Annotated in this window: 15 protein-coding genes; 14 read left to right on the forward strand and 1 reads right to left on the reverse strand. The window is 64.3% G+C overall.

The window, feature by feature from the left end; genetic code table 11:
• The first annotated feature begins 225 nt into the window (after window positions 1–225).
• The 8 genes from EN850_RS07560 to EN850_RS07600 all read left to right on the forward strand — a co-directional run bounded on the left by EN850_RS07560 (window position 226) and on the right by EN850_RS07600 (window position 11042).
• Window positions 226–1905: an amidohydrolase gene (locus EN850_RS07560; protein WP_127275701.1), complete on the forward strand. Its 1680-nt coding sequence runs from the start codon at window positions 226–228 to the stop codon at window positions 1903–1905.
• 139 nt (window positions 1906–2044) lie between these two features.
• Window positions 2045–3139: an ABC transporter ATP-binding protein gene (locus EN850_RS07565; RefSeq protein ID WP_127869862.1), complete on the forward strand. Its 1095-nt coding sequence runs from the start codon at window positions 2045–2047 to the stop codon at window positions 3137–3139.
• On the forward strand, window positions 3139–4059 hold the full coding sequence (locus tag EN850_RS07570; RefSeq protein ID WP_127869861.1) for an ABC transporter permease: 921 nt from the start codon (window positions 3139–3141) through the stop codon (window positions 4057–4059). The genes EN850_RS07565 and EN850_RS07570 overlap by 1 nt, the downstream gene beginning before the upstream one ends.
• Window positions 4052–4852, forward strand: a complete 801-nt coding sequence (locus EN850_RS07575; RefSeq protein ID WP_127275698.1) for an ABC transporter permease — start codon at window positions 4052–4054, stop codon at window positions 4850–4852. The genes EN850_RS07570 and EN850_RS07575 overlap by 8 nt, the downstream gene beginning before the upstream one ends.
• Window positions 4853–4875: 23 nt before the next feature.
• A complete protein-coding gene (locus tag EN850_RS07580) occupies window positions 4876–5910 on the forward strand; it encodes an extracellular solute-binding protein (RefSeq protein ID WP_135865539.1) in 1035 nt (344 codons plus the stop codon).
• Window positions 5911–5973: 63 nt separating this feature from the next.
• Window positions 5974–7170, forward strand: a complete 1197-nt coding sequence (locus tag EN850_RS07585; RefSeq protein WP_136090928.1) for a serine hydrolase — start codon at window positions 5974–5976, stop codon at window positions 7168–7170.
• 33 nt (window positions 7171–7203) lie between these two features.
• Window positions 7204–8385, forward strand: coding sequence for a serine hydrolase (locus EN850_RS07590; protein WP_136090929.1), 1182 nt, complete (start codon window positions 7204–7206; stop codon window positions 8383–8385).
• Between the two features lie 332 nt (window positions 8386–8717).
• On the forward strand, window positions 8718–11042 hold the full coding sequence (locus EN850_RS07600; RefSeq protein WP_136090930.1) for a Tex family protein: 2325 nt from the start codon (window positions 8718–8720) through the stop codon (window positions 11040–11042).
• Here EN850_RS07600 and EN850_RS07605 read toward each other — a convergent pair whose 3' ends face one another.
• Window positions 11043–11954, reverse strand: a complete 912-nt coding sequence (locus EN850_RS07605) for a LysR family transcriptional regulator (protein ID WP_135929269.1) — start codon at window positions 11952–11954, stop codon at window positions 11043–11045.
• Window positions 11955–12056: 102 nt separating this feature from the next.
• Between EN850_RS07605 and EN850_RS07610 the strand changes: the two genes are divergently transcribed.
• The 6 genes from EN850_RS07610 (at window position 12057) to EN850_RS07635 (ending at window position 22429) form a co-directional block, all read left to right on the forward strand.
• Complete coding sequence (locus EN850_RS07610) at window positions 12057–13253, forward strand: acyl-CoA dehydrogenase (RefSeq protein ID WP_127279617.1); 1197 nt, start codon at window positions 12057–12059, stop codon at window positions 13251–13253.
• Between the two features lie 114 nt (window positions 13254–13367).
• Window positions 13368–16727, forward strand: a complete 3360-nt coding sequence (locus EN850_RS07615; RefSeq protein ID WP_135929268.1) for a transglutaminase family protein — start codon at window positions 13368–13370, stop codon at window positions 16725–16727.
• A 6-nt stretch (window positions 16728–16733) separates the two neighbouring features.
• Window positions 16734–19145 (forward strand): circularly permuted type 2 ATP-grasp protein, encoded by a 2412-nt coding sequence (locus tag EN850_RS07620; RefSeq protein ID WP_127869855.1) that lies wholly within the window; start codon window positions 16734–16736, stop codon window positions 19143–19145.
• A gap of 12 nt (window positions 19146–19157) precedes the next feature.
• A complete protein-coding gene (locus tag EN850_RS07625) occupies window positions 19158–20042 on the forward strand; it encodes a transglutaminase family protein (protein WP_127275605.1) in 885 nt (294 codons plus the stop codon).
• A gap of 245 nt (window positions 20043–20287) precedes the next feature.
• Complete coding sequence (locus EN850_RS07630) at window positions 20288–21226, forward strand: glycosyltransferase family 2 protein (RefSeq protein ID WP_136090931.1); 939 nt, start codon at window positions 20288–20290, stop codon at window positions 21224–21226.
• Between the two features lie 111 nt (window positions 21227–21337).
• Window positions 21338–22429, forward strand: a complete 1092-nt coding sequence (locus tag EN850_RS07635; protein ID WP_136090932.1) for a DNA topoisomerase IB — start codon at window positions 21338–21340, stop codon at window positions 22427–22429.
• Window positions 22430–22531 lie beyond the last annotated feature (102 nt).

Below are 22531 nucleotides of genomic sequence, written 5' to 3' on the forward strand. Positions count from 1 at the left end.
AGGCGGAGCGTGCTGTCCACAATACATTCTAAATCCGGCATGTTGACAAACGCGAATAATCAGTCGCATTCTTTTATCCACACTGTCTCTCGGGATAACAAGGGGAATCTCGAAGACAGCGCGCCGGCATCATTCGTTGTCCGATAGCCCACGCTCCGTGGTGTGGCGGGTCGTTGGGCACGAGCTTTGCCGGTCTCAGTCAGTCGTCAAAAGCGCGGAGTCGCGATGTCGGTCACGGGTGCGGGTCATAGTGCGGATCTGATTGTCCTCAACGGTCGTGTGCTGACCATGGACAATGACAATCCCGCCGCCGAAGCCGTTGCCGTCAAGGACGGCGCCATCATCGCCATCGGCAGCAGCACCTCTATCGAAGAGTTCAAGGGACCGGCTACCAAGGTCATCGATGCGCTTGGCGGATCAGTCCTGCCCGGCTTCATCGAAGCCCACATGCATCTGTTTTCCGGCGCCGCCGAGCTCGCCCATCTGCAACTGGCTGGCGTGCATGGGTTCGAGGCGCTGCAGAAGGCGATCCGCGACTATGCAGCGACGCACCCCGACGCGCGGATGCTGGTTGGCCAGAGCGTCGACTACACCGTGCTCGACGACGAGCGGGTGACGCGTCACCATCTCGATGCGATCCTGCCGGACCGGCCTTTCGTCATGGCCGCCCCCGACCACCATACGATGTGGGCCAACACCAAGGCGCTTGAACTGGCCGGCATCCTCAATGGGCGCACGCTTGGGCCGGGCAATGAGATCGTCATGGGCGACGATGGCCTGGCAGCGGGCGAATTGCGCGAAGGCGAGGCCTTCGGCCCGGTTCTCGACCTTGCCGGCGAAGGCCGCGTGCGGCTGGGCCTGGCGACTGGCGGCGAGCCCGACCCGATGCCGTCGGCGGAAGAACGGGCTTTCGACCGCGACATCATGCGGCGCGGGCTTGCCTGGTGCGCGCGCCACGGCATCACCTCGATCCAGAACATGGACGGCAACCTCTACCAGCTCGAACTGCTGGCCGAGATCGAGGCCGAGGAAGGCCTGCCATGCCGCGTGCGGATGCCTTTCCACTACAAGAATTTCATGACGCTCGACATGCTCGGCAAGGCCTCCGTCATGGCCGAACGCTACGACAGCGAGTGGCTGTCATCGGGCATGGTCAAGGTGTTCTACGACGGAGTGCTCGATTCCTGGACGGCGGTCATGATCGAGCCTTATGCCGATCGGCCCGACTGGGTCGGCGAGCCATTGTTCACGCCGCAGCAGTTCATCGATCTGGCAGTCGCCATCGACAGGCGCGGGCTGCAGATCGCGGTGCACTCGATCGGTGACGGCGCGGTGCGCGCCGTGCTCGACGGCTACGAGGCGGCGCAGAAGGCCAATGGCAAGCGTGACAGCCGGCATCGCGTCGAACATATCGAGGTTACCACCGCCGCGGACGTACCACGTTTTGCCGAACTCGGCGTCATCGCTTCCATGCAGCCGCCGCATCCGCCCGGCGCCATGGATTTTCCGCTGGAGCCGACAGTGTCGCGCATCGGGCCGGCCCGCTGGCCGCTCAGCTATGCCTGGCGGACGTTGAAGGATGCCGGCGCCCATGTCGTGTTCGCGTCGGACTGGCCGGTATCGCCGATCGATCCGATCCTGGGCATCAAGGCGGCAGTGCTGCGCAAACCGTGGGCAGAAAGCGACCCGGACCAGAGCTTCTCGCTGCATGAATCGATCGCCGCCTACACGGTCGAGGGCGCCTACGCGGAATTCGCCGAGCACCGCAAGGGCATGCTGAAATCAGGCTACATGGCGGATCTGGTGGTGCTGTCGGCCGATATCGAGAAGACGGCGCCGGCCGATCTGCACAAGCTGCGGCCGGTGACGACGATCTGCGGCGGCAAGATCACCTATCAGGCCTGACAATGGCATGAGGCTTGCTGTCGAATGACTGACTGAACTGTGATTCAATGCCGGGCTTGCCAACCTACCGGCCATGTGGTCACATCCAACAGGGGACAAACTCCGCCAGCAAGAGCGGGGTCAACAGTGAGGCGTAATCGTGCCGGACAAACCGGATCGGAATGCGATTGAAGTAGTAAACGTCAGCAAAATTTTCGGATCGGGTGAAGGGCAGGTCGCTGCCCTCGACAAGGTCTCGGTGTCCATCCGCGAAAACGAGTTCTTCACGCTGCTGGGGCCGTCAGGCTGCGGCAAGACCACCTTGCTGCGGCTGATCGCCGGCTTCGACTTTCCAACCGCCGGCGAGATCCTGCTCTACGGCCAGGACATCGCGCCATTGCCGCCCTTCAAGCGGCCGGTCAACACCGTCTTCCAGTCCTACGCGCTGTTCCCGCACATGACGGTCGCCGACAATATCGGCTTTGGCCTTGAAATGCTGGGCAAGCCGAGGGCCGAGATCAAGGCGCGCGTCGCCGAGATGTTGAAGCTGGTCAAGATGGAAGCGCTGGCCGGTCGTCGCACCGGCCAGATTTCCGGCGGCCAGCAGCAGCGCGTGGCGCTGGCCCGGGCGCTGGCGCCGCAGCCGAAGGTGCTGTTGCTCGACGAACCACTCTCGGCGCTCGACTACAAGCTGCGCAAGGAGATGCAGATCGAGCTGAAGCGGCTGCAGCACGAGACCGGCATCACCTTCATCTTCGTCACCCACGACCAGGAAGAAGCGTTGACCATGTCGGACCGCATCGCGGTGATGTCGTCGGGCAAGATCCTGCAGGTCGGCTCGCCTTGGGACATCTACGACAAGCCGGCGGAACGCTTCGTGGCCGACTTCATCGGCGAAACCAATTTCCTCACCGCCGCCATCTCGGGCGTCGGCAGTGGCAAGGCGCGCGCGACGCTCAAATCCGGTACCACCATCGAGGCAACCGTTGCCGAAGGCTTTCAGCCGAAGGACAACGCCACCGTGGTGGTGAGGCCCGAGCATGCCAAGCTGACCAAGGACAAGGGCGACCTGTCGGGCACGGTCGAGAACATCGTCTATTTCGGCACCGACACGCATATTCATGTCCATCTCGACAGCGGCGAGGCCTTCACCGTGCGCCAGCAGAACACGCGCAGCGCCGGCTGCGGTTTCGAGCGCGGCGACAAGGTCGGCATCATCGTCGGCAACGACGCCGCGCAAGTGCTGAGGGACTGATGGCGACCGCGGAAGAAGTCGCCAAGGCAGCGGAACGGCGCGATGTCCGTGACCGCTGGCTTTTGTCAGCGCCGGCGCTGCTGGTCATCCTGTTTGCCGCCACCGGCCCGCTGCTGATCGTGCTGGTCTATTCGTTCCTGACGCCCGGCGCCTATGGCGACGTGAAATGGCTGTTCTCGGGCGATGCCTGGACGTCGGTATTCCTGGAACGCGATATTTTCGACGATACGCTGTCGCTCGCGGCGGCGCATGTCACCATATTCTGGCGCTCGATCAAGCTGGCGGTGGTGACGACGCTCGCCACCTTGGCGCTCGGTTTCCCGACCGCCTATTTCATGGCCACGCGTAGTGAGAAAACACGCGACCTCTGGCTGTTCCTGATCACCATCCCGTTCTGGACGAACCTGTTGATCCGGACCTTCGCCGTGCTGCAGATCATCCGCAACGAAGGCATCGTCAACACCATCCTTCTGAAGCTCGGCATCGTCTCGGCGCCGATCCAGATCCTCTATACCGACACGGCGATCCTGATCGGCATGGCCTATGTCTATCTGCCGCTGATGGTGCTGCCGATCTACGCCAGCATGGAGAAGCTCGACTTCCGGCTGGTCGAGGCGGGTTACGATCTCTACGCGACGCGCTTCAAGGTGCTGCGCAAGATCATTTTTCCGCTGGTCAAACCCGGCGTCATCGCCGGCTCGATCCTGGTCTTCATTCCGGCGCTCGGCGCCTATGTGACGCCGAGCGTCCTCGGCGGCGGCAAGAACATGATGCTGTCCAACCTGATTGAATTGCAGTTCGGACAGGGCCGCAACTGGCCGCTCGGCTCGGCCCTGTCGATCACGGTGATGATCATCGTCATGGCGGCGCTGCTTGCCTATGTGCGCAATGCCGGCAAGTCAGGGGTGCGGCATGGCTAGCAACTTCTCCATCAAGCACCAGCCGGGCTTCACCGCCATCGCGGCGACATGCTTCATCGTGCTCTACCTGCCGATTTTCGTGCTGGTGGTCTATGCCTTCAATGCGGCAAGCTCGACTTCGGAGTGGGGCGGCTTTTCGCTGAAATGGTTCCAGTCGGCATACCAGAACACGCAAGTCATCGATGCGACGCTGCGCTCGTTCCAGATCGGCGCCATCGCGGCGGTGCTGTCGACCATCTTCGCCACCATGGCCGCGCTCGCCACCACGCGCACGGCGTCCTATCCCGGTCTCACCTTCAAATACGCGGCGATCAACCAGCCGCTGATGGTGCCCGAGATCGTCACCGGCGTGGCGCTGCTGATCTTCTTCTCGCGCATCAAGATCTTCACCGGCTATTCCGGCATCGGCTATCTGGTCGCCGCGCATACGGCGTTCTGCATTCCCTTTGCCTATCTGCCGATCCGGGCGCGGCTGGAGAACATGGACCTGACGCTGGAACGCGCCGCGGCAGATCTCTACGCCACGCCGTGGAAGACCTTCCGCCGCATCACGCTGCCGCTTTTGTGGCCCGGTATCCTGGCCGGGCTGATGCTGGCCTTCGTCATCTCGCTCGACGACGTCGTCATCACCGAATTCGTCAAATCGGGCGGCCAGGATACGCTGCCCACCTACATGCTCGGCCAGATCCGCCGCGGCATCACACCCGAGATCAACGCGATATCGACCGCCTTCCTGCTGCTTTCGGTCGCGATCGTCACGTTGTTTTTCTTCGTCAGCAGGAAACGAGACTGAAACCGATAATGGGAGTTAGAACGATGAACTGGAAAACCACAGCGACCGCCATGGGGTTGGCGCTGCTCGCTTCGACGGGCCTCGCCCGCGCCGATGGCGTGCTCAACATCTACAATTGGGGCAACTACACCAGCCCCGACGTGATCAAGAAGTTCGAAGCCAAATACAACATCAAGGTGACGATCACCGACTACGATTCCAACGACACGGCGCTGGCCAAGGTTCGCCAGGGCGGCACCGGCTTCGACATAGCTGTGCCTTCGCAGACCTACGTGCCGATCTGGATCAAGGAAGGCCTCGTGCAGGAGACCGACCCGGGCCAGATGGAGAACGCCAAGAACATCGCGCCCGAATGGGCCAATCCCGACTTCGACCCCGGCCGCAAATACACTGTTCCGTGGGCCTGGGGCACGATCGGCGTCGTCGTCAATACCGATGCCTACAAGGGCCCGGCCAACACCTGGGGCATCATCTTCAACACGCCGGACGAACTGAAGGGCAAGACCAACGTCGTGCCGGAGATGGGTGACGTGATGTTCGCCGCGATCAAGTATGTCGGCGGCCAGCAGTGCACCAACGACAAGGCGGTGCTGAAGAAGGTGCGTGATCTCCTGGTGGCGGCCAAGCCGAACTGGATCGCCATGGAATACAACACCATCGAGAAGATGGGCGCCGGCGACTTCAAGGCAACCAGCGACTGGAACGGCTCGGCGCTGCGCCAGCGCCTGGCCAATCCGGCCATCCACTTCAACTATCCGAAGGAAGGCTACGGCCTGTGGAGCGACAACGTCGTCGTCCTGAAGGAAGCCAAGAACGTCGAGAACGCCAAGCTGTTCCAGAACTTCATCATGGATCCGGAAAACGCGGCGGGCCTGTCGGCCTTCCACCGTTACGCCAATGCCATCACCGGTTCGGACAAGTATATGCCGGCCGACATGAAGGACGCTCCGGAAGTCGTCATCCCGGCAGACGCCAAGCCGCTTGGTGAACTGCAGCAGATGTGCGCGCCAGAGACGCAGGAGCTCTACACCAAGATCTGGACCGAACTGCAGAAGTAATCGCTGCATGACGAACCCGGCGGCGGATGCCGCCGGGCTTTTTCTTTCCGGGAATGGCCTTTCATGCACTCCTATCGCAACAGCGATCCGCGGCCGCCGATCATGCAGGGCTCGCCGCCCGCAATGGTGCCGCCGAAGCTCGACTGGGACAGGCCGCCATGGAACCGCTGGGCCTTCCAGCACATCAGGGAAATTCTGCCGACCGTTGAAGTCTGGCGCGGCACTGGTCACCGTCACCGTCTCGAACGCGCCGAGGTCGATCTCGACAGGTTGGCGGTCGAGGACAGCGGGGGCAGGCCTTCGACGCTCGCCGGCTTGCTAGACGAGACCTATACGGACGGCTTCCTGGTGCTCAAGCACGGCAGGATTGCCTATGAGCGCTATTTCAATGGCATGGACGAGCGTACGCTGCATCTGTCGCAGTCGATGGCCAAATCGGTCACCGGCTCGGTGTTCGGCATACTGGCCGGACGCGGCCTGATCGATCCGGCCAGGCCGGTCACCGATTATTTGCCGGAGCTTGGCGCCACCGGCTGGGCCGGCGCCAGCGTCCAGCATGTGCTGGACATGACCACCGGCGTGCGCTTTTCCGAGGAATACACCGACCGCTACTCCGACATCGGCCAGGTCGATGTCGCCACCGGCTGGAAGCCGGTGCCACCGGGCAGCGATCCGGATTTCCGCTGGCCCTCACACATGTTCGAGCTGATCCTGGGCTTGAAAGAGACGGTGCGCCCGCACGGCGCTCAGTTCGAATACCGCTCGATCGAGACGGATGTGCTCGCCTTCATCATGGAACGGGTGACCGGCAAGCGGCTGGCGCAACTGGTTTCCGAGGAACTCTGGCAAAAGCTCGGCGCCGACGAAAGCGCCTGCTTCACCGTCGACAGCGCCGGCTATGCGCTGGCCGATGGCGGCTTCAACGCGACGCTGCGCGACTACGCCCGCTTTGGCCAGTTGATCCTCGACAATGGCGGCGGCATCGTGCCGGCCGACTGGATCGAGGCGACGCGCACTGGCACGCATGGTCCGGATTTCTCCGCCAGCCTGCCCGATGGCAGCTACCGCAACCAGTTCTGGATCGAGAATTCCAGGTCGCGGGCACTGATGTGCCGGGGTGTGTTCGGGCAGTTGATCCACATCGACTGGAACACCGGAATGGTGGTTGTGAAGCTGTCGACCTACCCGGATTTCAGCAACATGGCCTATTCCGTGGCGACGCTGAAGGCCGTGCACGCCATCGCCGCGGCGCTCGCCTGAACCTCAAGAAAGAAAAGACTGGGAGGAAACGCCATGACCGGCAAGACCGCGTTCGAGACCCGCTACGGCTTCCGCCGCAACGAGGTGCTGCTCGGCAACTGGCGCGAGAACCCGTTCAACCGCTGGTCATTCCAGAATCTCGGCGAACTGGTGCCGACGGCACGTGTGGCCGCGGCACCGGGCGTGGTCGAAGCTCCGGTGCGCGACTTGTCCGGCTTGCTCGGCGAAAAGGTTTCGGTTGCCGGTGCGCCAGAGACGGTGGCCGCATTCCTCTTGCGCTCCAGCACCGACGCGCTGACGGTGATGAAAGGCGGCAAGGTCATAGGCGACTGGTTCGCCCCGCATATGGATTTCGGCGCCCGCCACATCATCTTCTCGATCAGCAAATCGGTGACCGCCATCATCGCCGGCATACTGGAAGGCGAGGGGGTGTTCGACCCCAAGGCGCCGGTGACGCACTATATCCCCGAAGCCGCCGGTTCGGCCTATGGCGATGCGAGCGCGCGGCATGTGCTCGACATGAGCGTCAGCCTCGATTTCGAGGAGGCCTATCTCGATCCGGAAAGCGCCTTCGCCCGCTATCGCCGCGCCACGCTGTGGAATCCCGGCGGCGGCACCGAAAGCCTGCGCGAATTCATCCTGACCTTGCAGCGGCTTGCCGAGCCGCATGGCCAGACCTTCCGCTACCGCTCGCCCAATTCCGACCTGCTCGGCCTGCTGTTGGAGCGGGCGTCGGGACAGCGCTTCCCCGATCTGATGCGCGAGAAACTGTGGCAGCCGCTCGGCGCCGTCAGCGAAGCCTCGATCGGCGTCGACATGGAAGGCACGGCACGCACCGCCGGCGGCATTTCGGTGACACCGCGTGACCTGGCGCGCATTGGGGAGATGATGCGGCAAGGCGGCACGGCCAATGGCCGCCGCATCGTGCCCGAGGCCTGGGTGCGCGACACCACGGTCACCGGCGGCAGCTCGGAAGCCTGGCAGCGCGGTGCGATGCTGCCGTTGTTCCCGAAGGGCCGCTACCGCAACAAATGGTATCAGACCGGCTTCGAAAATGGCGCTTATTGCGGCATCGGCATCCATGGCCAGTGGCTTTATGTCGATCCCAGGACCGAAGTGGTGATCGCCAAGATGTCGTCGCAGCCGGAGCCGGTCGACGATCCGCTGGATGTCGAGATCGTCGCGTTCTTCGAGGCGCTGAGCCGGATGATTTGAGTTGGGGGTGGTGAGCCGGTTTATCAAACGGTAGCGCCGCCCCTCATCGCCCTGCCGGGCACTTCTCCCCGTATAGGGACGGGGAGAAGGAGCTGGCAGCAATGTCGGCTCACTTCTTGCGACGTTGGTGATTGGCGAAGCCAGTGAGACAGCGCCCTCTCCCCGTCACTATACGGGGACAGGATGCCGGCAGGCAGGTGAGGGGCAACGCTGACGTTCGATAGCAGACATGCTTTCCTGTGGACCTCGCGCACCGGCGAAGCGCTCAGCAGTTGGCGATGTGAACGTCGGCGCCTATGGTCGCCGCTCTTTTCGAAAAGAGTGGGAATAACATGGCATCCGACATCAAGCGCATCGCAGCCATCATCGCGGCCGAAATCAAGGCGCGGCCCGAACAGGCGGCCGCAGCGATCGGACTGCTCGATGAGGGTGCGACGGTGCCGTTCGTGGCGCGCTACCGCAAGGAAGTGACCGGCGGGCTGGACGACACGCAGCTGCGCGACCTTGCCGAGCGGCTCGCCTATCTGCGCGAGCTCGATGCGCGCCGCGACACCATCCTTGGCTCGATCCGCGAACAGGGCAAGCTGACCGAAGAGCTTGAAACCAAGATCGCGGCGGCGGTCACCAAGGCGGAGCTGGAAGACATCTATCTCCCCTACAAGCCGAAGCGCCGCACCAAGGCCGAGATCGCCCGCGAGCGAGGCCTGGGGCCTTTGGCGGAGGCAATCCTCGCAGACCGCTCGCTGGTGCCCGCTGAGGTGGCGCTGGCGTATGTGACCGAGGAGGTGGCCGACGCCAAGGCGGCGCTCGAGGGCGCGCGCGACATCCTGTCGGAGCAGTTCGCGGAAAATGCCGATCTGGTCGGCAAGCTGCGGACCTACATGAAGGAGCGCGCCTTCCTGCGGGCCAGGGTGGTCGATGGCAAGCAGGAAGCCGGCGCGAAATTCTCGGACTATTTCGACCATGTCGAGCGATGGTCCACGGCGCCAAGCCACCGCGCGCTGGCCATGCTGCGCGGCCGCAACGAGGAAGTGCTGTCGCTGGACATCGAGGTCGACGCGGATGACACCTCGCCGGTGAAGCCGGTCGAGCGGATGATCGCCAACGCCTATGCCATCGGCGGCAGCCTGCCGGGCGACCGCTGGCTGATGGAGGTCGCCGGCTGGACCTGGCGGATAAAACTGTCGCTGCACCTGACGCTCGATCTGATGCGCGACCTGCGCGAACGGGCCGAGGAAGAGGCGATCCACGTCTTTGCCCGCAACCTGAAGGATCTGCTGCTGGCGGCACCCGCCGGCTCGCGGCCGACGATGGGGCTCGATCCCGGCATCCGCACCGGCGTCAAGGTGGCGGTGGTGGATGGCACCGGCAAGCTGGTGGCGACGACAACGGTCTATCCGTTCCCGCCGAGGAACGATGTGCGTGGCACGCAGGCCGAGCTTGCCGCGCTAATCCGCCAGCACAAGGTGGAACTGATCTCGATCGGCAACGGCACCGGCAGCAGAGAAACGGAAAAGCTGGTGGCCGACATGCTGTCCGACCTGCCCGCGGGGGCAGGTCCGAAGCCGCTCAAGGTGATCGTCAGCGAGGCGGGTGCCTCGGTCTACTCGGCCTCGGCGGCGGCGGCGGCCGAGTTTCCCGGCCTCGACGTGTCGCTGCGCGGCGCGGTGTCGATCGCTCGGCGCCTGCAGGACCCGCTGGCCGAGCTGGTCAAGATCGAGCCGAAATCCATCGGTGTCGGCCAGTATCAGCATGATGTCGACCAGTACCGGCTCGGCCGCTCGCTGGAAGCTGTCGTGGAGGACGCCGTCAACGCGGTCGGCGTTGATCTCAACACCGCCTCGGCGCCGTTGCTGGCGCGCGTCTCGGGCCTCGGCGCGTCGCTCGCCGACGCCATTGTCGCACATCGCGATGCGACCGGACCATTCGCCAGCCGCAAGGAACTGCTCAAGGTGGCGCGGCTTGGACCGCGCGCCTTTGAACAGTCCGCCGGCTTCCTGCGCATTGCCAATGGCAGCGAGCCGCTCGATGCCTCGTCGGTGCATCCGGAAGCTTATGGCGTGGCCAAGAAGATCGTGGCGGCCTGTGGGCGCGACGTGCGTTCGCTGATGGGCGACAGCGCGGCGCTCAAGGCGCTCGATCCCCGTGTCTTCGTCGACGAGCGTTTCGGCCTGCCGACGGTGCGCGATATTCTGGCGGAGTTGGAGAAGCCCGGCCGCGACCCGCGCCCCGGCTTCAAGACCGCGACCTTCGCCGACGGCATCGACGACATCAAGGACCTGAAGCCCGGCATGCTGCTGGAAGGGACGGTGACCAACGTGGCGGCGTTTGGCGCCTTCGTCGATATCGGCGTCCACCAGGATGGGCTGGTGCATGTCTCGCAGCTTGCCGACCGTTTCATCAAGGACGCGCATGAGGTGGTCAAGGCCGGCGACGTGGTCAAGGTGCGCGTCGTCGATGTCGACATCAAGCGCAAGCGCATCGCGCTGTCCATGCGCAGGGATGGCGGCGAGGGCGGCGCATCGAAGGGTGGACCGCGCGACAATGGCGGCGGCAGGCCGGCGCCACGCTCGCCGGCGCCGCAGCGCCAGCCGGAGCGGCCGGCAGAGCAAGGTGCGTTTGGCGCGGCGCTGGCGGACGCGCTGAAGCGGAAGTAGCTACCACGCCAGAACAGCCGGCTCCTTCTCGAGCCGGCCCAGCAGCCAGTCTCGAAAACTGGCAACCGGTGGATAGCCGCGCTTGTCGTGGGGAACGACGAGGTAATAGGCGCTGCGGCTTTGCATCGGCTGGCCGGGCGCTGGCACAAGCTGGCCGCGCTGTAATTCACCCTCGATGAGGAGCAGCGGCAACAGCGCCACGCCGAGCCCCGCCATGCAGGCCTGGGCGGCGGTGCCGAACTGTTCGAACTGCATTCCGGGTCCGGTCGGAGCGCTCAGGCCCTGATGCTCGAACCATTCCGTCCAGGCGCCTGGGCGCGTCGTCATGTGCAGCAGCGGCAAACGGCCGATGTCGGCCGGCGTGGCGATGGCGCGGCCGGCGAGGAATTCGGGCGACACCACCGGCGCCACCGTTTCGCGCACCAGAAGCGTCGAGTCGGCTTCCGGCCAGTCCGGCAGGCCGAAGTGGATGGCCGCATCCAGCCTCTCCCTGGCGAAGTCGAAGCGGCCGACGCGGGTGACGAAGTTGATGGTTATGTCGGGATTGCTTTCGACGAAATCGGGGATCATCGGCATCAGCCAGCGCGTGCCGAAGGTCGGCAGAATGGCGAGGTTCAGGATGCCGCTATGCTGATTGCTCATCAATCCGAGCGCCGCGTCGCGCAATTGGCCAAGGGCGGAACGCACCGTCTCGGCATAGATTTCGCCTGCCGTGGACAGGCGGACGTTGCGGCTGTCGCGCTCGAACAATCGGCGGCCGAACTGATCTTCCAACAGCCTGATCTGCCGGCTGACCGCACCCTGGGTCAAATCCAGCTCCTGGGCAGCGGCGGTGAAGGAGCCGAGCCGGGCCACCGCCTCGAAGGCGGCGAGGGCACTGATGTTGGGCAAAAGGCGACGCTGGACACTCATGATCCATTCCTAATGCTCATTGATCGGTGAAGCAATTTCGTTTGATTTTTTCAAGGCACAGGCCGATAAGCCGGGCTTCACCCTTCGAAGGATCGAAAAGCCATGGCCGCTGACAAGAATGCATTCGTCTGGGAAGACCCGTTCCTGATCGAGGGCCAGCTTTCGGAAGATGAGCGTATGGTGCGCGACGGCGCTGCCGCCTTTGCCGCCGACAAGCTCGCGCCGCGCATCGAGGAAGCGTATCTCAACGAGACTTTCGACACGGCGATCTTCCGCGAGATGGGCGAGGCCGGCCTGCTCGGCATCAACATCCCGGAGGAGTTCGGTGGCCTCGGCGCAAACTATGTCACCTATGGGCTGGTGGCGCGGGAAGTCGAACGTGTCGATTCCGGCTACCGCTCGATGATGTCGGTGCAGTCGTCGCTGGTGATGTATCCAATTTACGCCTATGGCTCGGATGAACAGCGCAAGAAGTACCTGCCGAAGCTCGCCAGTGGCGAATGGATCGGCTGTTTTGGCCTGACCGAGCCGGATGCCGGCTCCGACCCCGGCGGCATGAAGACCCGCGCCGAAAAGACCGCCAACGGTTACAAGCTGACCGGCTCCAAGATGTGGATTTCCAATGCGCCGGTCGCCGACGTGTTCGTCGTCTGGGCGAAGGTGAAGGGCGAGAACGGCAAGGACGAGATCCGCGGTTTCGTGCTGGAAAAGGGCATGAAGGGGCTTTCGGCCCCCAAGATCGGCGGCAAGCTCTCGCTGCGCGCTTCGATCACCGGCGAAGTGGTGATGGAAGGCGTCGAGGTCGGCGAGGACGCGCTGCTGCCCAATGCCAAGGGCCTCGGCGGACCGTTCGGTTGCCTCAACCGGGCCCGCTTCGGCATTTCCTGGGGCTCGATGGGAGCGGCGGAAGATTGCTGGCATCGCGCTCGCCAGTATGGCCTGGACCGCAAGCAGTTCGGCAAGCCGCTGGCCGGCACCCAGCTTTACCAGAAGAAGCTCGCCGACATGCAAACCGAGATCGCGCTTGGGCTGCAGGCATCCTTGCGCGTCGGGCGGCTGCTCGACGAGGGCAAGATGGCGCCGGAGATGATCTCGATCGTCAAGCGCAACAATTGCGGCAAGGCGCTCGATATCGCCCGCCAGGCCCGCGACATGCATGGCGGCAACGGCATCCAGATCGGCTACCACGTCATGCGCCACGCGCAGAACCTCGAGACCGTCAACACCTATGAGGGCACGCATGACGTGCATGCGCTGATCCTTGGACGGGCGCAGACGGGGATACAGGCGTTCTTTTGAGCGACTTTAAGCCGGCAACGGGTTCTTTAGTTTAGGTGCGCCGCAACATCCGCTTGGAGAATGGCGGCCAGATGTGGCAGGGTTCGGCCAGCTAAACGCCGATCCCGGGGCCCCATGGCAATTCTGGCAGCCGTCTACCACCTGACCCACTACAAATATGACCGGCCGGTGGTGCTCGGCCCTCAAATCATCAGGCTTCAGCCTGCACCGCATTCCCGCACCAAGGTGTTGAGCCATTCGCTGAAGGTCGAACCGGCGAACCATTTCGTCAATCTGCAACAGGATCCCTACGGCAATTTCCTCGCCCGGTTCGTCTTTCCCGAGCCGGTGACGGAGCTGAAGATCGAGGTCGACCTCGTCGCCGACATGACCGTCTACAATCCGTTCGACTTCTTCGTCGAACCGTCGGCAGAGGCGTTCCCGTTCGATTATCCCGAGGAAATCAGGGAGGATCTGGCCATCTACCGGACACCGGAGCCGGCGGGGCCGCTTCTCTCGGCTTTCCTGGAATCCGTCGACCGCAGCGCGCCCAACACGGTCAATTTCCTCGTCGACCTCAATGCAAGGCTGCAGCGCGAGATCGCCTATATCGTGCGCATGGAGACCGGCGTCTTCTCACCGGAGGAAACGCTGGCCGCGGGCAAGGGTTCGTGCCGCGATTCAAGCTGGCTGCTGGTGCAGATCCTGCGCAATCTCGGCATCGCCGCGCGCTTCGTCTCGGGCTACCTGATCCAACTCAAGCCCGACCTTGTCGCGCTGGATGGGCCCGCAGGTACATCGGTCGATTTCACCGACCTGCATGCCTGGTGCGAGGTCTATCTTCCCGGCGCCGGCTGGATCGGCTTCGACCCGACCTCCGGCCTGCTCACCGGCGAGAGCCATGTGCCGCTGGCCGCGACACCGCATTTCCGCAATGCGGCACCGATTTCGGGCATGGCGAGCTTTGCCAATGTCGAGTTCGGCTTCGACATGCGGGTCGATCGCATCGCCGAACATCCGCGCATCACCAAGCCGTTCTCGGATGAAAGCTGGCAGGCGCTGGACGCGCTCGGCAACAAGGTCGATGCCGCGCTCGCGGCCGGGGATGTGCGGCTGACGATGGGCGGCGAGCCGACCTTCGTGTCGATCGACGATTTCGAATCCGCCGAGTGGAACACGGCCGCCGTCGGGCCGACCAAGCGCGAAAAGGCCGACGCGCTGATCCGCCGGCTGCGCGAGCGCTTCGCGCCGGGAGGCTTTCTGCACTACGGCCAGGGCAAATGGTATCCCGGTGAAAGCCTGCCGCGCTGGACGTTTTCGCTCTACTGGCGCGCCGATGGCGAGCCGGTATGGAGCGACCCGTCGCTGATCGCGCGGGAGAAAAGCTCGGCCGATATCGGGCCGAAACAGGCCGAAAGCCTGCTGACGGCGATCGCCGGCGAGCTCGGCATCGACACCTCCATGGTCAGCGAAGCCTATGAGGACCCAGCCGAATGGCTGCTCAAGGAAGGCAAGCTGCCCGAGAATGTCGACCCGTCCAACTCCAAGCTGGAAGACCCGGAAGAGCGCAGCCGCATGGCGAAGGTGTTCGAGCGCGGGCTGACCAAGCCGTCCGGCTATGTGCTGCCGGTTCAGCGCTGGAACAGCCAGGCGTCCGGCCAGCGCTGGCGGTCGGAAAAATGGACGACGCGGCGCGGCCGGTTGTTCCTGGTGCCCGGCGATTCGCCGGTCGGCTATCGTCTGCCATTGGGAACGCTGCCCTATGTGCCGCCGGCGCAATTTCCCTACATCGTGCCTGTCGATCCGTCGCTGCCGCGTGGGCCGCTCCCCGTGCGGGAAGCGATCTTGCCGACGGCCGCTCCGGCCGAACTGGAAGGCGCCGACGAAATGGCCCGCCGCCAGCAGGCGGTATCCTTCACCGCTGTCAGTGGCCAGCAGGACCGCGTCGAGCAGGAGATCACCGAAATCGGCGGGGCGGTGCGCACGGCACTTTCGGTCGAACCGCGTGACGGAAGGCTGTGCGTTTTCATGCCGCCGGTCGAGGCGCTGGAAGACTATCTCGAACTCGTGGCCGCTGCCGAGAACGCTGCAAAGGCGATAGGCCTTCCCGTGCATATCGAGGGCTACGGCCCGCCGCACGATCCGCGCCTCAACGTCATCCGCGTGGCACCCGATCCCGGCGTCATCGAGGTCAACATCCATCCCGCCTCGAACTGGCAGGATTGCGTGGCGACCACGACGGCGATCTACGAGGAGGCGCGGCAGACGCGGCTGGGCGCCGACAAGTTCATGATCGACGGCCGCCACACCGGCACTGGCGGCGGCAACCATGTCGTGGTCGGCGGCGCCACGCCCAACGACAGCCCGTTCCTGCGCCGGCCCGATCTGTTGAAAAGCCTGGTGCTGCAATGGCAGCGGCGTCCCTCGCTGTCCTATCTCTTCTCCGGCCTGTTCATCGGCCCGACCAGCCAGGCGCCGCGCTTCGACGAGGCCCGACACGATTCGCTCTATGAGCTCGAGATCGCGATGGCGCAGGTGCCGCATCCCGACCAGGGTAATCCACCTCTGCCATGGCTGGTCGACCGCCTGTTCCGCAATCTGTTGACCGACGTCACCGGCAATACGCATCGCTCGGAAATCTGTATCGACAAGCTGTTTTCCCCCGATGGCCCAACTGGCCGGCTTGGCCTTGTCGAATTCCGTGGATTCGAGATGCCACCCAATGCGCGCATGTCTCTGGCGCAGCAGTTGCTGGTCAGGGCAATCATCGCACGCGCCTGGAAGAACCCGCTCGACGGGCGCTTCGTGCGCTGGGGCACCTCGCTGCATGACCGCTTCATGCTGCCGCACTATGTCTGGGCGGATTTTCTCGAGGTGCTCGACGACCTCAAGCTCAACGGCTTCGAGTTTCGGCCCGAATGGTTCGACGCCCAGCTCGAATTCCGCTTTCCCTTCTGCGGCGAAGTCCAGCATGCCGGCATCAAGCTGGAGCTCAGGCAGGCGCTGGAGCCGTGGCATGTGATGGGCGAGCAGGGCGCGATCGGCGGCACGGTGCGTTTCGTCGATTCCTCGGTCGAACGGCTGCAGGTCAAGACCGAAGGTCTCAATCCGGAGCGCCACGCGATCGTCTGCAACGGCCGCATCGTGCCGATGAAGGTTACCGACGACAGGGAGGTCGCGGTGGCGGGCGTGCGCTTCAAGGCCTGGCAGCCGGCCTCGGGGCTGCATCCCGCGCTGCCGGTCAACACACCGCTGGTGTTCGACATCTATGATCGCTGGTCCGGCAGGGCGGTTGGCGGCTGCGTCTACCATGTCGCGCATCCCGGTGGGCGCAACTACGACACGTTTCCGGTCAACGGCAACGAGGCGGAGGCACGGCGGCTCGCCCGCTTCGAACCACGCGGCCATACGCCGTCCGGCTATGTGTTGCGCGAGGAACAGCCGGCGGAAGATTTCCCGATGACCCTTGACCTCAGGCGTCCACCAAGACTGTGATCTGACATGGCAAAGGGGAATCACAAAAGGGTACGCGGCAAGCCGCAGGCCCACAGCCTGCTGGAGCACTACCAGCCGATCGATGGCGTCGTCGACGAGATGGTTGACGCTTCGGGCAATCCCCGTCCGGTCTGGAAGCATTTTGTCGAGGCGCTGGACGAACTCGGGGCCGAAAAGCTCGGTCAGCGCTTCGCCCGCGCCGACCAGTATCTGCGTGATGCCGGTGTTTACTACCGCGTCTATGACAAGGCGGGCGCCAACGAGCGCGAATGGCCGCTGGCGCATATTCCCGTGCTCATCGAGGACAGCGAGTGGCAGGCGATCAGCGCCGGCCTGGTGCAGCGCGCCGACCTGTTCGAGGAAATTGTCGCCGATATCCATGGGCAGAACCGGCTGATCGACAAAGGCATCCTGCCGGCAGGGCTGATCGCGGCGAGCCCCGAATATTTGCGACCCGTGGTTGGCACCACGCCGGCGGGGGGGCATTTCCTGCACTTCTGCGCCTTCGAACTCGGCCGGGGCCCTGACGGCCGCTGGTGGGTGCTGGGCGACCGCACCCAGGCGCCTTCAGGCGCCGGTTTCGCGCTGGAGAACCGCGTCGCCACCACGCGCGCCTTGTCCGACATCTATGGCGAGATGCATGTGCACCGGCTCGCCGGCTTCTTCCGTCGCTTCCGCGATGCGCTGATCGGCATGGCAAAGGAGAGCGACGGCCGCGTCGCCATCCTGACGCCGGGCCCCCTCAACGAAACCTACTACGAACACGCCTATATCGCCCGCTACCTCGGCATCATGCTGCTCGAAGGCGAGGATCTGACCGTTTCCGGCGGCAGGCTGATGGTGCGCACCGTGTCCGGCCTGATGCCGATCAGCGTGCTGTGGCGGCGGCTCGACGCCGCCTTCGCCGATCCGCTCGAACTGCGCCCGGATTCGCAGATCGGCACGCCGGGCCTGGTCGAAGCGATCCGGCAAGGCACGGTGTCCACCGTCAATGCGCTTGGCTCTGGCCTGATGGAGACGCGTGCGCTGCTTGCCTTCCTGCCCAAGATCGCGCGCGAATTGTGGGGCGAGGAGCTGCTTTTGCCCAGTGTGGCGACATGGTGGTGCGGGCAGGAGACGGAGCGCGCCCATGTGCTCGCCAATATCGATCGCATGGTGGTCGGCCCGGCGCTGTCGACAAGACTTGCCTTTGAGGATGACGGACAGACAAAGCTCGGCTCGGCGCTGTCGGTCGGGGAACGGGCGGAGCTGGTGGCGCGCATCGAACGCGATGGCGAGGCCTTCGTTGGCCAGGAAGCGGTGACGCTTTCGACGACGCCCGTCTATGTCGGCGGCTGGCTGGAGCCCCGGCCGGCGAGCCTGCGCGTCTATCTGGCGCGCACGCCCGAGGGCTGGACGGTTATGCCGGGCGGTTTCGCCCGTGTCGGCCTGTCGCTCGACCCGACGGCGATCGCCATGCAGCGCGGCGGCCAGGCGGCCGATGTCTGGGTGGTCAGTGACAAACCGGTCGAGCGCGAGACGCTGCTGCCGCAAGAGGGTGACAGCTTCAACCGCACCAAGCCGGGCAGCCTGCCCAGCCGCGCGGCGGAAAACCTGACCTGGCTCGGCCGCTACATCGAACGTTCGGAAGACACCGTGCGCATCCTGCGCGCCTATCATGTGCGGCTCGCCGAAACATCCGATCCCGATATGCCGCTGTTGGCCGACATCAGGGACTATCTCGAACCGTTCGGCATCGATGTCGAGACGGCGATCCCGTCAGGATTGATCGGTACGCTCGACAGCGCCGTCTACAGCGCCGGCCAGATCCGCGATCGTTTCTCGCCGGATGGCTGGCTGGCGCTCAAGGATTTGTCGAAGACCATCCATCAGTTCGCTACCACCGTGGCGCCCGGCGACGACGCGACGCGGGCCATGACCGTCATCCTGCGCAAGCTTGCCGGATTCTCAGGCCTTTTGCATGAGAACATGTACCGTTTCGCGGGCTGGCGCTTCCTCGAGATCGGCCGGCGGCTGGAGCGCGGCATCCAGATCGCCGGCACGCTGGCCCGACTGACCGGCAGCAAGGCGCCGGATGGCGCGCTGGATATGATGCTGGAGATCGGCGACAGCGTCATGACCCATCGCCGGCAATATCCGGTGCAGGCCGGCCGGCGCACGGTGATCGATCTCCTGGCGCTCGATCCGCTCAATCCACGCTCCATCCTGTTCCAGTTGGAAAGGCTGAAGGCCGAGATCGGGCTGTTGCCGACGACAGGCGGCGAGGGGCATATGTCGGCAGCGGCCAAGGAGATCCTGCAGCTCAACACGGCCATCGCCATCAAGGAACCGGCCGACATGACGACGAAGGCGCTGAACGAACTCGCCAGCGAAATCGGCGGCCTCTACAACAGCCTCGCCAGAGCCTATTTCGGCTAGAAAGCAATGGCCATGCTGTACGACATCCGGCTTCTGCTTCATTACGACTACGCCGCCGCTGCCGGCGGCGGCCGGCATCAGGTGCGGGTGCTGCCGCCGACCATCAGCGGCGTGCAACGGGTCATCGCCGCTTCGCTCTCCTTCGAGCCGGCGCCCAATGAACGATCCGACTTCACCGATTTTTTCGGCAACAACGTCACTTCGATCGCGTTTCGCGACGCGCATGAAGCGCTCGACATAAGGATGAGCGCGCGCGTGGCGGTGTCGCGGCCCGAGCCCGGGCTCGACGTGTCGCCCGATATCGGCCGGCTCAGGCGGGAACTGGCCGCCGTGCGGTCGCTGGCGCCCGCCTCGCCGCACCATTTCCTGGCCGCCAGCAGCCATGCGGGTATCGATGCGGCGATCACCGCATTCGCGCAAGACAGCGTCGGAAACTCGGCCGCTGGGACGGCGACGGACCTGTGCAACCGCATCCATCGCGATTTCACCTATGATGGCGAAGCGACCACGGTGCGGACCCGGGCCAGCGATGCCTTCCGGCTGAAGCGCGGGGTCTGCCAGGATTTCTCCCACATCATGATCGCCGGGCTGCGCGGTCTCGGCATTCCGGCCGGCTATGTCAGCGGCTTCCTGCGTACCATTCCGCCCAAGGGCAAGCCCCGGCTGGAAGGTGCGGACGCCATGCATGCCTGGGTCAAGGTCTGGTGCGGGCGTGATGCCGGCTGGCAGGAGTTCGACCCGACCAACGGCATGCGGGCTTCCAACGACCATATCACTGTCGGTTACGGGCGCGACTATTCGGATGTGGCGCCCATCGTCGGTGTGCTGAAGACGACCGGCGGCCAGGTCGGGGAGCAGGCTGTCGACGTCATCCCGGTGGTGCTCGAAAAGGCGTGAAAACGGGCGTGCCAGCTTGCCCGGCGCCGCGAGTGCCCGCGATAGATGGAGTAGACTTCTCAAACATCGATGAGGCCATTGGAGCAGTTCACCGTTTCACGGAAACGGCGAGCCGCTCTAACCCCTTGATTTGGCGCAATTCCGAACGGAAAAACCGTTTCGCACTTTACCTGGAATTGCTTTAGTCTGTATTCGTTCCGAGGGAGAATAGTCTTAAGCGGCTGCGTACAGGTGCGGGTTTGTCATTGAAAACTGTCAGCGTCGTCATACCCGCGCACAATGCGGCGGCAACGATTGCCAAAACGCTGGCGTCGCTCGGCGGAGAGGCCGGGTTTATCGGCGAGATTCTGCTGGTCGACGATCAGTCGACCGATGGCACGGCCGATGCAGCGCGGCAGGCGGCCGCGCGATCCTCCCTGCCGCTGCGTGTGCTGCCGGCCAATTGCCGCGACGCCGGCGGCGCCCGCAACCTGGCGCTCGATGAGGCGATCCATCCATGGGTCTACCTGATCGATGCCGACGACCTGCATCTTCAGGGTGGCTTGCGCTCCTTGCTGTCGCAAGCGGAAAGCCAGCCCAGGGCCGACATGATCGTCGGCGCCTTCCGGCGCAGGGTGAACGGCGAGGACCGGCAGATCAAGGTGCCAAACGGATATACCGCGGCCTGCCTCACCAATGCCTCCGCCTATGTGAAGGGGGATATACGCTCGGTGGCGGTGGGCAGTGTGCTGGCTTCCCGGCGTCTCATCGGCGAGACCCGGTTCCCGGTCGGGCTCGCCTTCGATGAGGACACGCTGTTCTGGGCGCGGCTGATGAGCAAGGCGTCGCTGGCCATGGTTCAGCGTCCCGTCATGATTTACGAAGTTTCAGCGGAGCGCTCCGATGATCGCTTCACGGTCAACCCGGCGCGCCGCTTCCTGGATTGGCGCCGGGAGTTGCGGAAGCTCACCGATTGCGGCATCCCGATTTCGGCACTGAAAGCCAGGGAGGGCCTTGTCGCGCTCAAGATCGCCCGCGTCCACTATGCGCGGGGCGACCTGGAGACCGCGTCGCGCTTCCTGGCGGTGGCCGCGGCCGCACCGAAGCGGCGTTCGGAAGCCTGGCGCTGCCTGCGCTACACGCTCAAGCTCAAGGTGCGGCGCCGGCTGTCCTTTCCGCTGACCCAGATGCAGGGCGCGTTGTAGGCCTCGCGCCGCGCCAGGCGCCGACGCCAGCAGGATCGCCTGCTTTGCAGACGGCGTGTGGAACCAGCAGTCAACCAGCAGCTTATCTACGCGTATTTGCGTGGAGCTTACATGCTGCAGAGATCAGGACTGTCGCTCAGCCCGTCGGCGGAGACAGATGCATCGCCGCGGAACGGGGCGCAAAGCTCAGCCGAGCATGCCGCGCTGACCTATGTCAGCGATGCCGAGCCCGGTATCCGCCGGCTGAAGGCTGGCAAGGGATTTACTTACAGAGGACCGAAGGGGAAAGCGGTGTCCGATGCCGCCAGGGCGCGCATCGCGGCGATCGTCATTCCGCCGGCCTGGACCGATGTCTGGATTTCGCCCGATCCGAACGGGCATATCCAGGCGACCGGGAGGGATCAGCGGGGGCGCAAGCAGTATCGCTATCATCCGCAATGGGCCGAGGAGCGCGACGGCGCCAAATATTCGAGCCTCGTCGCTTTCGCCCAAAGCCTGCCGGACCTTCGGCGCAGGATCGACAGCGACCTGCGCCGTCGCGGCCTGCCGCTCGAACGGGTCGTCGCCGCGGTGGTCTGGCTGCTCGACAACACGATGATCCGTGTCGGCAATGCCGCCTATGCACGCGACAACAAGAGCTTCGGCCTGACGACATTGCGGGACCGGCATGTCGACATCAAGGGATCAAGCCTGCGCTTTGCCTTCAAGGGCAAGTCCGGCAAGGAATGGAGATTGAAGCTGGTCGACCGCCGCATCGCCGGGATCGTTCGGGGCGCGCAGGACCTGCCGGGGCAGAAGCTGTTCCAATATCTCGACGAGGACGGCAACAGGCGCCCTGTGCGCTCCGACGACGTCAACCACTATATACGCGAAGCGGTCGGCGACGCGTTCAGTTCGAAGCATTTCCGCACGTGGGGCGGCACCATCCACGCCGCCTCGCTGTTTGCGCAGACGGAACTGCCCGAAAGCCAGGCGCAGCAAAAGCGGGTGATGAACAGCGTCATCGACAAGGTGGCCGAGCGGCTGGGCAACACGCGTGCGGTCTGCCGCAAATGCTATATCCATCCGCAGGTTTTCGAGGCCTGGTCGCAGGGACGGCTGCTTGCCGAAATGGCGGAAGCCAACAAGCGCAAGCGGTCCATAGACGGTCTCGATGAGGAGGAGGCGCTTGTGCTGAGATGGCTGGAAACACACGAAAGCTAACCCGGCGCGACTGACGAACACCGAATCCGCAGCTGCCGGATTTTTTTATCGACGCCGTGTCGGGATCGGTCCTACTGTTTCGTCCTTTGATACAGAAAGGAC

It is taken from the genome of Mesorhizobium sp. M8A.F.Ca.ET.207.01.1.1 (assembly GCF_004794715.1).
Taxonomy (GTDB): domain Bacteria; phylum Pseudomonadota; class Alphaproteobacteria; order Rhizobiales; family Rhizobiaceae; genus Mesorhizobium.

Coding starts and splice junctions, on each gene's coding strand:
- EN850_RS07560 (WP_127275701.1), top strand. CDS start 226: ATGTCGGTCACGGGTGCGGGTCATAGTGCGGATCTGATTGTCCTCAAC.
- EN850_RS07570 (WP_127869861.1), top strand. CDS start 3,139: ATGGCGACCGCGGAAGAAGTCGCCAAGGCAGCGGAACGGCGCGATGTC.
- EN850_RS07575 (WP_127275698.1), top strand. CDS start 4,052: ATGGCTAGCAACTTCTCCATCAAGCACCAGCCGGGCTTCACCGCCATC.
- EN850_RS07580 (WP_135865539.1), top strand. CDS start 4,876: ATGAACTGGAAAACCACAGCGACCGCCATGGGGTTGGCGCTGCTCGCT.
- EN850_RS07585 (WP_136090928.1), top strand. CDS start 5,974: ATGCACTCCTATCGCAACAGCGATCCGCGGCCGCCGATCATGCAGGGC.
- EN850_RS07590 (WP_136090929.1), top strand. CDS start 7,204: ATGACCGGCAAGACCGCGTTCGAGACCCGCTACGGCTTCCGCCGCAAC.
- EN850_RS07600 (WP_136090930.1), top strand. CDS start 8,718: ATGGCATCCGACATCAAGCGCATCGCAGCCATCATCGCGGCCGAAATC.
- EN850_RS07605 (WP_135929269.1), bottom strand. CDS start 11,954: ATGAGTGTCCAGCGTCGCCTTTTGCCCAACATCAGTGCCCTCGCCGCC.
- EN850_RS07610 (WP_127279617.1), top strand. CDS start 12,057: ATGGCCGCTGACAAGAATGCATTCGTCTGGGAAGACCCGTTCCTGATC.
- EN850_RS07615 (WP_135929268.1), top strand. CDS start 13,368: ATGGCAATTCTGGCAGCCGTCTACCACCTGACCCACTACAAATATGAC.
- EN850_RS07620 (WP_127869855.1), top strand. CDS start 16,734: ATGGCAAAGGGGAATCACAAAAGGGTACGCGGCAAGCCGCAGGCCCAC.
- EN850_RS07625 (WP_127275605.1), top strand. CDS start 19,158: ATGCTGTACGACATCCGGCTTCTGCTTCATTACGACTACGCCGCCGCT.
- EN850_RS07635 (WP_136090932.1), top strand. CDS start 21,338: ATGCTGCAGAGATCAGGACTGTCGCTCAGCCCGTCGGCGGAGACAGAT.